General features: G+C 24.1%; 13 protein-coding genes, 2 tRNA genes and 1 other RNA gene. 4 read left to right on the forward strand and 12 right to left on the reverse strand.

All coding sequences use genetic code 4. From position 1 onward, the window contains the following. Nucleotides 1-2: 2 nt before the first annotated feature. The 4 genes from MCRO_RS01585 to MCRO_RS01600 all read right to left on the reverse strand — a co-directional run bounded on the left by MCRO_RS01585 (nucleotide 3) and on the right by MCRO_RS01600 (nucleotide 1,045). On the reverse strand, nucleotides 3-194 hold the full coding sequence (locus tag MCRO_RS01585; protein ID WP_041594025.1) for a hypothetical protein: 192 nt from the start codon (nucleotides 192-194) through the stop codon (nucleotides 3-5). Between the two features lie 405 nt (nucleotides 195-599). After that, nucleotides 600-803 (reverse strand): hypothetical protein, encoded by a 204-nt coding sequence (locus tag MCRO_RS04035; protein ID WP_148207918.1) that lies wholly within the window; start codon nucleotides 801-803, stop codon nucleotides 600-602. 76 nt (nucleotides 804-879) lie between these two features. Continuing rightward, a tRNA-Thr gene (locus MCRO_RS01595) sits at nucleotides 880-953 on the reverse strand. Nucleotide 954: 1 nt separating this feature from the next. Further along, nucleotides 955-1,045: transfer RNA gene (locus MCRO_RS01600), tRNA-Ser, on the reverse strand. 55 nt (nucleotides 1,046-1,100) lie between these two features. Here MCRO_RS01600 and MCRO_RS01605 point away from each other — a divergent pair. Further along, nucleotides 1,101-1,373, forward strand: coding sequence for a hypothetical protein (locus MCRO_RS01605; protein ID WP_041594027.1), 273 nt, complete (start codon nucleotides 1,101-1,103; stop codon nucleotides 1,371-1,373). 749 nt (nucleotides 1,374-2,122) lie between these two features. Here the strand turns inward: MCRO_RS01605 and pgsA are convergent. The 3 genes from pgsA to rnpB form a co-directional block, all read right to left on the reverse strand. After that, entirely contained in the window at nucleotides 2,123-2,770 is a 648-nt protein-coding gene (pgsA, locus tag MCRO_RS01615) for a CDP-diacylglycerol--glycerol-3-phosphate 3-phosphatidyltransferase (protein ID WP_013054368.1), read from the reverse strand. Next, the gene (locus MCRO_RS01620) at nucleotides 2,730-3,266 is read right to left on the reverse strand and encodes an MHJ_0274 family protein (RefSeq protein ID WP_013054611.1); all 537 of its coding nucleotides are present in this window, start codon (nucleotides 3,264-3,266) and stop codon (nucleotides 2,730-2,732) included. The genes pgsA and MCRO_RS01620 overlap by 41 nt, the downstream gene beginning before the upstream one ends. A 139-nt stretch (nucleotides 3,267-3,405) precedes the next feature. After that, nucleotides 3,406-3,679, reverse strand: an RNA gene (rnpB, locus tag MCRO_RS04040) — RNase P RNA component class B. A 309-nt stretch (nucleotides 3,680-3,988) separates the two neighbouring features. On the opposite strand from rnpB, the gene MCRO_RS01625 reads away from it, so the two are divergent. Further along, the gene (locus MCRO_RS01625; protein WP_013054663.1) at nucleotides 3,989-6,178 is read left to right on the forward strand and encodes a DUF262 domain-containing protein; all 2,190 of its coding nucleotides are present in this window, start codon (nucleotides 3,989-3,991) and stop codon (nucleotides 6,176-6,178) included. A gap of 20 nt (nucleotides 6,179-6,198) precedes the next feature. On the opposite strand, the gene MCRO_RS01630 is transcribed toward MCRO_RS01625, so the two are convergent. The 5 genes from MCRO_RS01630 to MCRO_RS01655 all read right to left on the reverse strand — a co-directional run bounded on the left by MCRO_RS01630 (nucleotide 6,199) and on the right by MCRO_RS01655 (nucleotide 14,282). Beyond that, a complete protein-coding gene (locus MCRO_RS01630) occupies nucleotides 6,199-7,422 on the reverse strand; it encodes an MAG4270 family putative restriction endonuclease (RefSeq protein ID WP_013054643.1) in 1,224 nt (407 codons plus the stop codon). Then, the gene (dcm, locus tag MCRO_RS01635) at nucleotides 7,410-8,222 is read right to left on the reverse strand and encodes a DNA (cytosine-5-)-methyltransferase (protein WP_083757853.1); all 813 of its coding nucleotides are present in this window, start codon (nucleotides 8,220-8,222) and stop codon (nucleotides 7,410-7,412) included. The genes MCRO_RS01630 and dcm overlap by 13 nt, the downstream gene beginning before the upstream one ends. Next, nucleotides 8,180-8,623 carry a DNA (cytosine-5-)-methyltransferase N-terminal subunit gene (dcm_N, locus tag MCRO_RS01645; RefSeq protein WP_041594030.1) on the reverse strand — a complete coding sequence of 148 codons (444 nt, stop codon included), beginning with the start codon at nucleotides 8,621-8,623 and terminating at the stop codon, nucleotides 8,180-8,182. Before dcm_N ends, dcm begins: the two co-directional genes overlap by 43 nt. Before the next feature lie 107 nt (nucleotides 8,624-8,730). Beyond that, nucleotides 8,731-9,993 carry a lipoprotein 17-related variable surface protein gene (locus MCRO_RS01650; protein ID WP_013054130.1) on the reverse strand — a complete coding sequence of 421 codons (1,263 nt, stop codon included), beginning with the start codon at nucleotides 9,991-9,993 and terminating at the stop codon, nucleotides 8,731-8,733. Between the two features lie 287 nt (nucleotides 9,994-10,280). Next, nucleotides 10,281-14,282 (reverse strand): transglutaminase domain-containing protein, encoded by a 4,002-nt coding sequence (locus tag MCRO_RS01655; RefSeq protein ID WP_013054277.1) that lies wholly within the window; start codon nucleotides 14,280-14,282, stop codon nucleotides 10,281-10,283. Nucleotides 14,283-14,412: 130 nt separating this feature from the next. On the opposite strand from MCRO_RS01655, the gene MCRO_RS01660 reads away from it, so the two are divergent. Both MCRO_RS01660 and MCRO_RS01665 read left to right on the forward strand, forming a co-directional pair. Next, complete coding sequence (locus MCRO_RS01660; protein ID WP_049757053.1) at nucleotides 14,413-14,913, forward strand: MAG0490 family ComEA-like DNA-binding protein; 501 nt, start codon at nucleotides 14,413-14,415, stop codon at nucleotides 14,911-14,913. Beyond that, entirely contained in the window at nucleotides 14,835-16,217 is a 1,383-nt protein-coding gene (locus tag MCRO_RS01665) for an MAG0480 family ComEC-like protein (protein WP_013054712.1), read from the forward strand. The genes MCRO_RS01660 and MCRO_RS01665 overlap by 79 nt, the downstream gene beginning before the upstream one ends. Nucleotide 16,218 lies beyond the last annotated feature (1 nt).

A 16,218-nucleotide genomic window follows, 5' to 3' on the forward strand; every position in this document is an offset into this window, starting at 1 on the left:
ATCTAAAATAAAGCAATTTGGCTATTATTAAGTAAGTCATTTTGTTTATACTTTTCTAGCTTATTTGGTATAGCAATAAATACATCTACTATTTGATGTAAGGCATTTCAACCTGTTGATGTAGGATTATTAGTATCAAGTTCTAAAATATTTAATAATTCTTGCTCTCTAATAATTGGCTTGTGTTTTGCCAAAATATCATTAACAAGTCTTTTATAATTTTTTTGAAGTTTCGATAATTCATTGATTTTGCTCTATTATTAAGTTCTATATTTATTTCTTGTGTTGGTGGAACAATAATAATTTTATCTGTTGAAAGAAATTGTTTATTATCTGTTATATCACTTAATTTTACTAGAACAGTTTGATGAAGGAATGCTTTAGGAATTTCTATGCTTTCAACTCTTGGAATGAAATCAAATTTTATAGCAATGGTTTAACTATTGTTTCTTGTTTCAAGGTTTATGTTTGCTTCTAAAAATTAATTTTCTTTCAATAAAAAAATCTAGTAAATCTAAGTAAGATAATCTAGAACTTTTATATTTATTAAATTTCTTTGAAGAAATAGAATATTTAGATACTAATAAACTTTTTTCTTTTTACTTCCCTTTAACTTTATTGTTAATATTTTTTTCAGCAAGTCAATATAAAAGTGCACCAAATTCAAGTAGTTTGGTTTTTTTCTTTTCATCTAAATCACTATTTTCGATTATTTTATAAATATGCAATGGTAGTTTAGCTTTAGTCATTTTCTTGCCTTTCAGAGCAAATAAAAAAACAATTGGTTTTCCAATTGCTATCACACATTTTATTTTAATTATTTTATTTGTTTTAAAAGTATATAAAGGCAATAAAAAAATTCCATTTCGGAATTTTATATGGTGCCACTTACAAGAATCGAACTTGTGTTTCTTGATTACGAGTCAAGTGCTTTACCACTAAGCTAAAATGGCGTGGCGGTCAATAAGAGATTTGAACTCTTGCAGGACTTTCATCCTCTGCCGCTTTTCGAGAGCGGTCCCTTCAGCCACTTGGGTAATTGACCATTAATTATTATAAATAAATAATATTTTTTTAATATAGTTTGTTAAAATATTTTTATGGAACAAAACAATAAAGATTTAAATAGATCTAAAATAAAAAAACATTCTAAAACTACTAATATTGAATTAATCGCTGATCTTGACTTTGATACAAAGAAAAAAATGGTTAACAAAATTGTTAAAGATAATAATTTTAACAACACTTCTCTACATAAACATCATGTTAAAAAATCATCAATAATTTTAGCTTCTGTAGGTATATTGATAATTATTATCCTTATACTAGGTGTTTTATTCTATCGTTTTGTCATTTATCCTAAATCAAACTAAGTAAAAATCCTATTGTAATTGCAAATACTATACAAGTAATTAAATGACTTAATACTAAAGTTAAATATTTTAGTATATTTCTTTTTTTAATTGTTTTATTAAGTAGTGAGTAAAAATAAGTTGCGCTACACATATAAATATTTGTACTAAAAATATCATTTTTATATGCTAACATTAAGTGAATTAATGTAGAAGATGTTATTAATAGAGAAATTATGATTGAGTGCATTAAATGGAATTGTCATACCAAAATGCATTGAATTAGTACTATTGAAATAATAAAAAACGTATTAATTAATAAGAAACACCATAGTTGTTTTTTATTAATTTGTCTGATTGGATTTATTTTTTCAATGTTGTTCATCTTTGTTATTTTCATTACAAAGTAGAACGTATATGTAGCAAATACAAACCCTAATATTTGAGATGAAAGTATATACAACAGACTTTTAAATACAGTTCAATTATTAAATTTTATTATATTCATTGTATAGTTAATTATCAAATTTATTGGGTTAATAATAGGAGCATAATCTCCATTAAAATTATTAAAGGTAAAGAGAATTAACCAAGCGCAAATAAAAGACAAAAAGGTAAAAAAAGTATATATAAAAGCATATGAAAAAGGAAACTTTTTTCACTTTCCTATAGCTATTTTGGTAGAAGTTAGCCCACCAATTATAAGAATGAAAACACCAAAAAATTCACTTATAAATACAGAGTTATCAAATCACTTTTCTAAATTATGATTAATCATTTATTTTTAATAAATATAAGGCGTTTTTTATGTATGGTATAGCGGCTAATACGTTAAATACAGCAGCAACAATTATAGGAAGATTAATAACATATGAGAATCAATATCCTTCTCCACCAAATATGTAAAAAGAAGGTGAATAAGCAACAAAAACAATCATTGTTATAACTATTCCTATTGATAAAAGCATTGTTTTTACTTTTCCATAAAAATTAGCTGCTATTTCAACATCATGTTTGTTTAATAGTGATCTGCATCCATCAACAATTAAATCTCTAAGTATGAAAAGCAAAATTAATCAGACCGGAACCATTTGTCAAACGGCTAAGAAAATAAGGGCTGTTGTAGTCATTATTTTATCTGCAATTGGGTCTCATAATTTACCAAAAGAAGTAACGATATTTTCTTTTCTTGCTATTTTACCATCAAAATAATCGGTTATCATCGCAACAATAAAAATAAGAATAGCAACAGAAGTTGTGATTCTAACTCCTAGTTCATATGCATTATACGAAGAATATCTATAGAACCATAAAATAGTTGATATTGAGCATAATATAATAAAAGGGATTGCTAAAAGCAATCTTAATAAAGTTAACTTATTCGGTAGGTTCAGATTTTTTCAAAAGTTTGTTTTCATAATAATTCCTTATTTCTTGAAGATCGGCATCATATTTATGATCTGAATTTATATCACCCATTTGACTTAGTAGATCAATAAAATATCTATATGATTTTGTAGTTCGTTTTATTCATAAATTACTATTTGAAAGTTCTAAATTAACATAATTTTTTACGAAGTCTGAATAATCAGGATTCTTTTTAAAGAATTTTATAAAAGGATCACTTAGTCTAGTTTGTTCGAATATTTCTTTAGTAGTTTGACATAGCTCACCCATTTTATATTCACCAACACTTACTGTAAATTCAGCTAAGTATTTATCATTGCATTTTATTATTTCATTAACAATTAAGGTCGTTTTCTTGTGAAATTCTTTAGCTTCTTCTATAAAAATTCTCTTGCTTTTATTAATTTTTTTCTTGCTTATTGAGTCTTTTACGGCTGCATAAATGAAAAAAATCACTAACGCAGTTACTAAAACTCCTAAAATTATTCAAGTCGTTTGCCCGGACATATTATTTACCTCTTTCTATATATTATTTAATTATAAACCATAAAATGATTTGTCTAATTATTTAAAAATAAAATCATTATTTTTTTATCAATTTAAAACATTATTTTTAAGAATAAAAACAGGTATTACTACCTGTTGCATCTATAAGCCGCTTTCTGTTCATCCTATAAATAAGATGTGTTAACAATTTATCTAATCTTTCGATTTCAAAGATAACTTCATTTAGCTCTCTTCAATTCCCCTACCAATATTTGGGTTTCTAGCTCATGGAGTTTACCGCGTTTCACTATTCTCGTCTCTGTGGCACTAGTCGTCTAAGCTCAAATTTATTTGATTTGACATGAACACTATTACCATCTCAGGTAATGCTAGAGCGGACTTTCCTCTATTTTTAATAGCTGTTAACCAATGCACTATAGATATTACCACTTTTTAATAGAAATAAAAATCTATTTACAAACTACATTTTTTGTACCAATTATTATTGCTCAAAATATATAATAGACATATATATCCTATTAATAGACTATTAATGTTGTGCTGTCGTTTTACAAACAATAGAATTTTTATATTTTCTTGTTTTAAAAAAATGTAAAAAATATAATTTTGAAAATAAATGTTTTTATAAACATCTATTTTAATTATGCGATAATACTAATAAAGACAATATTAATAATTGTAAAATTGAAAGGCATATATGGTTTACCATATTAATTTAAATTATGGCTATAGAAGTTAAAGAATGAAGTTTAAATAATATTTATAAAGCACTTACAAGCAACTCAAAAAAATGTAGTCAATTGACAATTCCTATGTTTCAAAGAGGTTTCAAATGAAAAAAACAAGATGAAATCTCGTTTATAGATTCAATTGTTAATGATTATCCTGTTGGTTCATTATTGCTTTATAGAGAAAATGATAATAGATTTATGCTTATTGATGGATTACAAAGAAGTACAGCAATTAGAAATTTTATTAAACAACCAAACAAGTATTTTTCATTTGATTTTACTGGTCAAGAAGAAAAAACGAATTTATTTAATTTTTTTAATGTGGATATTAATAATGAAAAAGATTACGAAAAAATTACAAAAATAACTAATGAAATAGAAAAAATAATATGAAGTTATAATAGTTTTAATGATTTTGAAAGTGCTGATGTAATCAGATCTCTTTCAAAAGATTTGATTACAAGCAATGTAAATGAGTATGAATTCAAAAAAGTTTATACTCCATTTTTAAATTCTTACAAATTACTTGTTGAAAGATTAGAAGATAAATTAATTCCGGTTATTATTTATGATGGTGATTTTAATTCTTTGCCTGAAGTATTTAATAGGATAAATTCAGAAGGTGTTAAATTAGAAGAATTCGAAATTTATGCTGCAACTTGACCAAGAGAAAAAATTGTTGTAGAAAATAATGAAATAATCGAAAAAGTATTAAAAAAATATGACTCTTATCAAGAAAGTAAAGATTATATTGTTGATGGATACGATAGAGAAATGATAAGAACTAAAAAACTAATTACTTCATTCGATTATGTTTTCGGCTTATCAATGTTCTTATCTGATAAATATAATATTCTTTTTACTAGAGATGCTGAAAAGTCAATTCCATTAGCTTTTCAATTATTAAATTCATGTTTTTATGATTCATCCAAAAAAATATCAACAATTTTTAATGTAATTCTTAAATTTAAAAATAGAATAAGTGAATTACAAGAAAAATTAATTTCCTGCATTGATTTTGTAGAAAATAATTTAGCAAAAATTATTAGATTTAAATCAAATAATGAGCAAACATTTAAGAATCTTCACGGTACAAATCAGATCATTTCGTTTATTTCGTTTGTGTTTAGATGTAAATATGATTCAGAAACTCTAGAACAAGTAATCGATTGAAATACTAAAAAGAAAATTCTTGATGAGACATTGTGAAAATATTATGTTTTTGACATAATAAGTTCTAAATGATCGACCGGTCCTGATAAAACAATTTATACTTTTAATAAATCTAATAGATATTTAGAAAAAATCACCATCAATTCTTTTTCAAGTGAATTTGATAGTTATTATAACAAAACAAGAGAAAAAAAGGGTTACATTAAAATTCCGAATCCAACAAATAAAGATTTAATAATTTTAAACACTATTTATATGAAATATTTTAGTGCTGAAGACCAACTATCTAAACTTTTTCATGTCGAACACTTGATTCCTAAAAATAAACTTCGTGAATTAAGTCAAAAATTTAAGACAAATGATTTAGCAATAAGTTGCTTATCAAATTTTGCATATTTACCAAGTGATTTGAATATCATGAAAAAAGATAATACGATTTATGAATTTTATAATACAAACAAAGACTTTAAATATAAACTTGATGAAATAGAAAAAAGATATACATTCACTACTAGGGATGAATTCAATTGATTAAACAATATAACTTCATCTTCGGAATTGGTTGAAAAATATAACGAATATTTAGACCATAGATATCAAAACATGAAAAAGAAATTCTTAATAAGTCTTGAATATTCTGAAGATGAAATAAATGACCTTAATAACAATTTTAATCATGACGCATCTTGCAAGGATGAAGGAAAAAAACAAGAATTTGTTAAAATAGGACAATTTGTAAGAAATCAAATTTGAAGCCTTCTTGAATCGGGTTTAGTTGATCAAGAAGAAATAGAAAATTTACAAAATATTAATTATTGTAAAACGAAGTTTAAAATTGATAGAGCTTTTTTAACGAGTAAATATGAAAATACTTTTGATTCAAAAGGGAATAAAAGATATTATAAAGATCCTATAATTATTGGTTCAGAAAAATACTATGTTTCTAACGAACTTCATAGAAGAAGTTATTACTCATTTCTGGAATGGTGATTATATTATAAAAAATAATAAAATCAAAGACCAATAAATTAATGTGCCGGTCTTTGATTTTTGAATATTCTTTGATTTCTATTTTTTAAATATTCTTTCCTTTTTTTAGTTAAACACTCTTTTGGTATTTTTTTATATTCACTTAACTCGTTAATCTGATTAGCTTTAAGTTCATTAAAATTTTTGATTTTTATTAAATTACCTTCTAAATCATAAGTAAAATAATTCTTATCAAAAAGTAAATGTACATTACTTGAAAGGTCTAATAAGTTTTCTATGTCACAAGTATAATTTATAAATTTATCAAGAAATTTTTTATCAATAATTTTATTGATAAATGAACTAATTTCATTATTCTTTTTACCTTCTAACAATTTCCAACTTTCAGTTTTATAGTCTTCTTTTATATCTTTTACGTTATAAATATGTGCATTTTCAAAATTGTTTGTAGCATTAAAAACAAGGTTTGATCTTGATAATCTTGCTGATCTTGATTTTTCTATTTCTTTTAAGCCTTGCTTAATTTTTTGATCTACATTATTGATAATTAACTGAATCTCTTTAATACAATTATTGTAACGTTGAATTTTGTTTAACCCTGTTTCATGGAGTAATTTGTAAAGTTCCTTAAAAACCCTATGATTAATATTTTCATAAAATTGCGTTAGATTTGAATTTCTTATAAATTGATAATCTAAAAATGAATCTATTCTTTTTTTGAGACTGATTTCATTATTTGTATTTGATTTATACTTTAAAATATCAATAAACATAACCGCATTATCCTTACGACTTAATTCTGAAGTTATTTTGATTTCACTATTTTGTGGTTTAGAAAAACTTCCTCCTGCATTATTTCCTTTTAAAAGAGAAATTATATTTTTTAATGTTCCAAAATAATTATTATAAAACCAATTGTTCAACGAATTTATTTGCCTATCATTTAGGGTAATAATTTTATTCTTGTTAATGTTTGGACGAGGAATTTGCTCAATATTTTCATCGAAAATATATTTAAACATATCCGATCTTAACCTAAAATTATTACACTTATTTTCAAATCAACTTTGTGTAGTCATTATGTCAATTGAAATTGTTTTAAATTCAATTATATAATCTAAAATTCTGCCCGATTTTTCAATACACAATTTTATTATTCCATTACATTTTGTTCTCGAACCTGGATTATCGAAGTTTTTAGTTTTGAAATCAAGAGTAATGTAAGAATAATTATTAATGTTTCATAATTCTACTTCATACATTTTATAATCTCCTTGAATAGTTCTTCAAGTACATTTACATGAATTGAATTACCACATGTAAAGATCATTTTTGTATCACTAATTAAATTAGTTTCTTTTACTTTTAAAGCATCTTCTAATTTAAATCCCATATATAAGTATGTGTCTAGTGAGTTCATACTAAATAATTTTTGACTTTTCTTGTCATATATTTTAATTCTACTGTTTGCTCCAGTAGCGGTTAAAGTAGGCCCAAGACCATCAAGATCATATATGTATGCTTCAGAATTAAAACTTGTATAATCCAATAATTTACTTTTGATAATATTGTTGTTTGATTTAGTAAAGGAACTTGTTTTATATTTGTTTAACATATGACTAAGATCAACATTATTATCATTTATTGATTGTTTTATCACCTCTTTAATTGTTTTTGGTTTTGAATTTATCTTCGGAAATTCAAAATTATTTTCACCTAAAAAAGACACAGCAAAAACACGTTCACGGTTTTGTGCTGAATTATAATCTTTTGAATTCATTACACTTCATTTTGTTTTATAACCAAATGTTTCAAGTGTTTTGATTCAATCTTCAAAACTATTAATGAATTTTGATGTTGTTAATGCTTTAACATTTTCTAAAACAAGTACCTTAGGTAAATTATTTTTGTTTGCTTCTAAAATTCTTTCTATTTGATAAAGAAGTCCACTTCTTGTGTTCTGTGCAAGTCCTTTTTGTTTTCCTTGTTGGCTTAAGTCTTGGCAAGGAAATGAGTAAGTTAGGATGTCAATATTTTTTGGAAGGTTGTAGAGTTTAGTAATATCAGTGTGACTCTCTCTCTCTCTCTCTCTCTCTCTCTCTCTCTCTCTACTTTATATCTTAATTTAAAATATTCATTATTAACAAAGCTGTATAAATATGGAAAGATAATACTTAACTTTTCTTCTTTCATCTTGTAAAAATAGTTTTGACTAACAATATTTTTACTATCTGAGCTAAATGAGTAATTTGATAATAGTTCTGCCATCTTGTCTTTTGATATTTTCAATTCGGGTTTTAATGTACCATAGTGAATTATCATATAAGAAATGATAGCATCTATATAGAACTCACATGCACCCAACGAATTAATTTCTATATTCATTTCTTTAGAAATGTTTTTCAGTGCAGCATATTGTGAACCTATACCTGCAAAGGTCTCAAAAATGTTTATTTTTTTCATAATTTTTATTATAACGGATAATTAAAATTAGTTATATTAACGTTTTAAAGACTTATCTTTAATATAAGAAAAACTAGGTTTCACCCTAGTTTAAAATTTATTGTTAATTAAGCTTTTGCAAATTCACCTAATTCAAATGATTTCATTTCACTGTTTATAGTTTTACCATTTTCTTCTTTTGAAAGTGTAATTTCAACTTTAACAAGTGCTTTAGTAGTATCACCTGTTTTATCGGTAACTACAAATTTGTATGTTGCTTTGTATCCACCTAATTTATCAACAGTTAAATCTGCCTCAGCAATTTCGCTGGCTTTTTTAGTTTTACTTTCTTCTTTAACAACTACAGTAACCAATTTAATTTGTTCATCTAACAATTGTTTTAATGTTTTAGGTGCTTCTTTATTAAATTCACCTAATTCAATTGTTCTTTCAACACTTGTAATTGTTTTTTCTTTTTCTTTACCTTCAAGAACAACTTTAGCTGTAAGTTTTAATTTATCAGCAGTTTTTCCTTCTGATGTTGTTAATGTAACTTTGTGTGTGTATGTTCCAAATTCAGCAATTGTTAAATCAGCTTCCTTAATTTCTGTAGCAATTTTATTTTTTGCTTCATCTTTAACTACAATTGTAACCTTAGCTACTTGTTCATCTAATAATTCTTTTAATGTTTTTGTTGTTGCAGGAGGAGTAACTGGTGCTTCTTTATTAAATTCACCTAATTCAATTGTTCTTTCAACACTTGTAATTGTTTTTTCTTTTTCTTTACCTTCAAGAACAACTTTAGCTGTAAGTTTTAATTTATCAGCAGTTTTTCCTTCTGATGTTGTTAATGTAACTTTGTGTGTGTATGTTCCAAATTCAGCAATTGTTAAATCAGCTTCCTTAATTTCTGTAGCAATTTTATTTTTCGCTTCATCTTTAACTACAATTGTAACCTTAGCTACTTGTTCATCTAATAATTCTTTTAATGTTTTTGTTGTTGAAGGAGGAGTAACTGGTTTAGTTGGTTTAACAAATCCTTCTATTGTAAAATCTTTAGCTTTACTTGTAACATCTTTACCATCAACTTTTTTAGTTAGTTTAATTGTAACCTTTACCGAGTCAGTGGTTTTAGGAGCATTTTCTGTAATTGCAGTTACAGTAACAACGGGTGTATAATCACCTTGTCCTTCAATTTTAATTTTTTCTTTAGTTATTTTTGCAGCTTCTAATTTTTTATCTGCATCAGCTATAGAAACCTTAACTTTTGATAATTGTTCATCTGCTAATTCTTGAGCAGTTTTTTTATCACATGATGCTGATAAAGCAACAGGGATAATTGTTAAAGAACTTCCTAATGTAAGAAGTAGTTTAATATTCATTTTTTTCATTTTTACCTCGTTTGATTTTTATAATCCACTATATTATATAAGTACAAAAATATAAAGATAGTGTCTAATCGTAAATAGAAAATTTAATTCAATTAGGTAAAAGTTATTATTTTAATTTAAATTTCATAAAAATAGTGTTTTTTATATTATTTTACTTTCACTTAAAACATTTACTATAAAATTTTTTGTATTTTGAAAATAATAAATCATTTTTTTAGTAATTTTCATAAGTATCGGTTATTAACAAAAAACAACTTGTTTTATTTATAAATATATCATTTTAATTTTTAAATTTGTAATTCATTTGATGTTATTTGTTCTCTACCTACTATTGGTAAGAACATAACAATTTGATATTTACCTTTATCAGTCGCATCAAAAGAAAAGTTATAGTTTTGAAGGATATTTACATTTAAAGTTCTTGTATTTATTTTATTTAATAATACACCATCTTTATATATGTTAATATATGGAAATTCGTTAGTTAATGAACTTATATTAATACTCATTTTTTTGGTATCTGAATCATATTTAAGGTTTGAATTGAATCTCAAAACACTATTATATCTTTTTTTAGAAACTGGCTCGGGTCTAGTACCGGTGGTTGTTCATGTAGTCTTATTAGCTAAATCGATAACTCTTGATGTATAAGTATATTTATTCAAATCTGCATCAGTTTTTAACATACCAATATTTTCATATACAATAACTACTTTATATTTACTTGCATTATCATTATCAACTTTTAATAATGATGAACTTGTAATAGCTATTAAATTATCATCTTTATATCAATAAAACATAGCCTCAGCTGTGTTAATTTGCGCTTCATTTATAACTAATTCAAGTTTTTTGCTTGATAGATTACCTTCTACCCTAAAATCATAACTTGGCATTACATCAAAATTATCTACGTTAATATTATTAATGAATTCTTGCAAGTCATATTTTATTAGATCATAAACGTATTTGTAATCGACTTCTGTTGAAGAAGTTGATTTTAATGCCATTTTTGCAACGTCAATACTTAGTGCTAGTTTTTTATAGTATTCTTGTTTGATTATCATATTCGGTTGATTTCCAACTGGATTCATCCCCAATATTGTGCTAGCTTTCGATATTAATAAACTCAATAAAGTTTTATCTATTTTTTCATGATTTTTCTCTTTTAAATCGGCCTTAGTCATTATATTTTTATCTAACTTTATGCTGTTGTAAATAGGTCTTTCCAACTTACCAATTGCATGAGGTATTTGATCGTAAGGCCCATTGAATATATTGTATCCGTAGTAAATACTGTCATCAATAGGACTTGATAAAATTTTCGATGCCCTTACTAAACCATCTACTGTTACAGATCAAATTAATTTGTTAGTTGTAGCTTCCAAATCATAAATTGCTAAATATGATTTGTTATTATTTCTAACAAAAAGATTTCTGTCATTATCACCTGTGGTATAGGATAATACTAACTTTGAACCATATAATTCTCATAAAAATGTATTAAGATTTTTTTGTATTCCTCCAGGATAATAAAGATAATTATCGAAAACATATTCTTGTTTTTTATCGTCATTATTAATTGATGATGCACTTCATAACTCAACTTTATTAACATCATTCGGTAGTGAATCACTACTTCACCTAATGTAATAATATCTTCCATTATAGTATTTAAATGGTATGTATTTATCGGCACCTAATTTTATATTTCCATTACTATCACTATATGTAGCTCCTTCAAGCAATGTTTGGCCTTTATATGAAGGCATATCATCACTTAATTTAACATAATCTTCTTTATTTCCATTTTCATAAGCACCTGTTAAAGTTCTTAATTCATGATATACATCACCTGATTTTTTAAGTGCTCCATCTTGTGATTGTTTTGAACTGTTGAAAAATATATCGTTTGTATCTAAACTATAATGATGAGCTCCATCTGAATTATAAGTATATCCAGCATCGGCCATAGTTGAATCAAAACCAAACCATTTGTTATTTATTTTTACATAATTTCAAGCATGACCAAAACCACTACCATCTGATTTACCTTTATAACCAGTCATTAATTTTACGTCCATGTTAATTGATTCAAAAAATATTTGACTTGATTTAGCATATAAATCACAAATTGCTTCTCTATCGATAAAAGCTTGAAATGGACTTTTATTAGTTGCATTGGCTTGGTATCAAAAATTATCAGTAACATACATACCTACCATATATGCTTTTGCTAATTCTTGATTATCCATTCCATAAGAAAATTTATTCGAAAAATTATTGTAGTAATCTAAATATCTATAAAGTTTACCACTTGAGACATCACCATTAACTGTATTTGTTCCGTTCTTAAAATGTTTAATAAGTTTATTTTCTAAATCAGGATTTTTATCATATGTTTGATTTTTACCTTCAATTCCATTTGCAAAATTATATTGGGCCCCATGTTCGGTATCTCTATCACTAGTTCCATCTACGTATACAAATCCCATGTGAGCATATTCGTGAATACTTGGAATAAATGAAGCCATTTGATTTCTTAAAAATCTTATAATTTGGAATCCCTCTTTGCGTGTTAGTTTTAATCATTCTAGATCTAATATTTCTAAATCTTTTCCTGACATATATCAATCTAACATTAATCAACCAGCTAATTTCATAACATCTTTTCTATTTGAACTTAATGCTAAATTTTGGTTATTAATTATAACGCTTGATATATTATTTAAATCTTGATCAAGTAATCAAGCATTTTTAGATATTGATTCATTTATCAAATTAGTTATATTACTAGAAATGTTTGAATTATGTTTTTTAGCATGGTTTAAATAAAAGGTTGCTATAGGTTGTATTGCTTCTGGTATTATTGCATTAATTAATGACCCATCATAAACATCATTGACACCAGGGGTGTTTTCAAATTTAAATCCATCAATTTTTACAGTTCTTTCTTTAGAGCTTAAACCATTTATATCTTTTAATTTAAATTTAATATTTAATGATTTTTTTTCAATCATTAATAATGAAATAATTTCAACAAGATATTGATTAGTATTATCAAATGTTATATCATCATTTAAAACCTTATTAGCGAGTTTGTTTTTATCTGAAATCAAAACATTTACTAAATCAATTTGTCTGTTTAAATTTTGCAATAATGTATTTTTATTTAGAAAACCTGAAATAATTATTTTTCTTTCATTTGACTTATTATTTTTTGAATCTTTAAGGTAAAAAGTAACCTCTAGTTTATCAAAATCAATTTCCTTTATTTCCTTAATAAAGTGTTTAAAAATATTAACATTATTAAAAATAACTTCAGAGTCTAAAACACTTGATGCTAATCTGTTTTTATTTAATACATCAATAGTTATATTATTAAGTTGTCTATTTAATTTATCAACCAATTCATCATTAGTTTCATCTTTTAAAAATCCACTTATTATAATAGTTTTATCAACAGAAAAATTATTTTTTCCATCACTTAAAAATATAATTACTTCAATAGAATCATGATTAATAACATTTAAATATTTTATATTAGTTTCATATTCAAAATTATTTATAAAATTTATTTCATCTTTTGTAACATCTTTAGCTAATTGGTTTTTATTTTTTACATCTAAATTTACTAATTCAACTTGCTCATTGAGCTTTTTGATTATTTCTTTATTTATATCTTCCGTTGAAAACCCAGTAATAAAAACGTCCCTATCAGTTGAATTATTACCTTGTGAATCGCTAATATTAAATGTAACTCTTAATGTATTTTTATCAATAACATTAAGAAATTTTACATTAGCTTTTAGACCTTGTAAATTACTAAAAATCAAATCATTTTCGTGCACATTATTGACGTTTTTGTTCTTATTTAGCACATCAACTTTAATTGATTTAATTATCTCATTTAAATTTATTATTTCATTCTTTTCGTTTGTTTTTTGCAAGAAACCAGCAATTATTATTCTTCTTATTTTACTTGAATTCTTTCCATCTTCTAAGTGGAATATAACTTCTAAATTATCGCTATTTATAACGGTTAAATTATTAATAACTACATTAAAATTTGCAAAATCACTAAAAGAAATTTGAGAAGTTTTAATATGATCGATATCGATATTTTTCTTGTTTTTTATATCTACTTTTACTAGTTCTAATTGTTTTTCTAAAATGTTTTTTTGATTATCTTTTTCATCAAATCCTTGATTGTTTTTGCATGAAGTTGACAAAACAATACTTGATGATAAAATTAAATTTGCTGTTATTAATATTAATTTATTTTTCATTATTACCTTTTTTTATTATATATAAAATTGTAATCATACAAAAGGATTTTTAAGACATAGGAAATAATAATTATTTTTCCTATTTTTGTTCTTTTTTGTTAAAAATTCAAACATTTATTAATAAGTAATTGTGAAAAAGTTTATCAGAATAATATTTATTTTTATTTTTTTAGCATCTACATGTTCAATTTTTTATATTGTTTTTTTCGATTATAAAATCATCAAAGAATCTAAAAAAATAGAATCAAATAATACTTATATTTACATCACAAAAGGCGCTTTTAAAAATAATGATAAACATATAAGTTCAATGCAACTAACTTATAGGGAGTTGTTTTTTATACAAGGATTATTACCTGAAGCTAATATCGATAGTTTTGAGTTGTCGAATTTAGCACCGGTAAATAGTGAAATTTTTGTCCCGTTCAATAACTCGCTTATTAAATGGAACAATATTCATGAAATAAATGATTTGGTTATACGTGGCATTTCTTATAAATATGCTTCTTTAATAGTTAACTTTAAAAACAAAACAACAATAAGGAATATAACATGACAAGATTTGAATGATATAAATGGAATTGGACCAAAAACTATAGAAAAATTAAAAACTTTTTTGATCTTAGATTAGTTTTTATACTTTTATTTGTTAAAGTTACACTTATTTTAAAGATTATATTTTTTGAATTCGACATTATTTCATTATTATTCTTTTTATTATTTTTTATATTTTCCTTAATAAAGGTAAGGTTCATATTGCTAGATTTATCTGCTTTTGCAATAATATTAGCAATGTATTTTATTATAAAATATTTTAATTCTAATTTATTGTTCAATGATGGTATTTATAAAGTTGTTTATAAAGATACAATTCAATATGTTGTGAAAAATAAATACTATAAATATATCTTTTATGACTCTGATAATTCATATAATGTAGGTGATTTTTTACAAATAAAAGCAAAATCTTTTAGATCTTCATGACAAATTAAAAACTATTATTTACTTTCAAAAAGGATTAGTGGCGTAATTGAATATAGTAAAATTGATCTAGTATCAAATTCCTGAACTTTATACAAATCACTTTATGAATATTCATCTAATAGTTCAATTTATTTTCAAAAGTATTTTATGCTACTTAGTCTTGGTTACAGTAATGATATTTCGCAGGAAGTTTATAATCAAACTAAGAACTTAGGAATTTTACATATTATTGTTATTAGCGGATTTCACTTTTCACTAATTTATAAATTTTTAAGTTATATAACACTAAAACTAAAAATTAAATTCAATGAATTGCTTTGTATATTTTTAATATTTATCTATTATTTATTAGTTAATAAAAACGTATCAAGCAACAGGGCATTTTTTTCGATAATTTTCAGCTATATTACTTCAAAATTTTTTAAGCAAAAATTTAAATTAATTATTCCATTTTTTATTGGGACAATTGCATTAATATTTAATCCTTTTTTACTAAATTCAAAGGGATTTTGATATACATATGTCATAACTTTTTTTATTGTTTTGGTTAATGAATTAAAGGTAAAAAGATTTAATAAAATCAATAAATGTTTTTGATATATATTACTTAATTTTCTTATCTATTTAGTTTCTTTTCAATTAGGATTAGCATTTAATGACTCTTTTAACTTGATAGCATTTTTAAATTGCTTAATATTAATTCCACTAAGTCAATTTTTAATAATTAACTCTATTTTTCTTTGGTTTTTTAAATCATATTTATCAATAATTTATAAAATTTTAGACGTATTATTAGAATTTTTAAGTTATATAAGTTATCAAATAATTTTATCTTTCAGGATATCTTATAAACTTATTTCCATTGTTATTTTTAATGAAATTTTCATGGTTTATTTTTTAACTTTTAGTAAAATAAAATTCAAAAAAGAAATTAAAAGGCTTTATAATTAAA

The sequence above is a fragment of the Mycoplasma crocodyli MP145 genome (assembly GCF_000025845.1).
GTDB lineage: Bacteria > Bacillota_I > Bacilli_A > Mycoplasmatales > Metamycoplasmataceae > Mycoplasmopsis > Mycoplasmopsis crocodyli.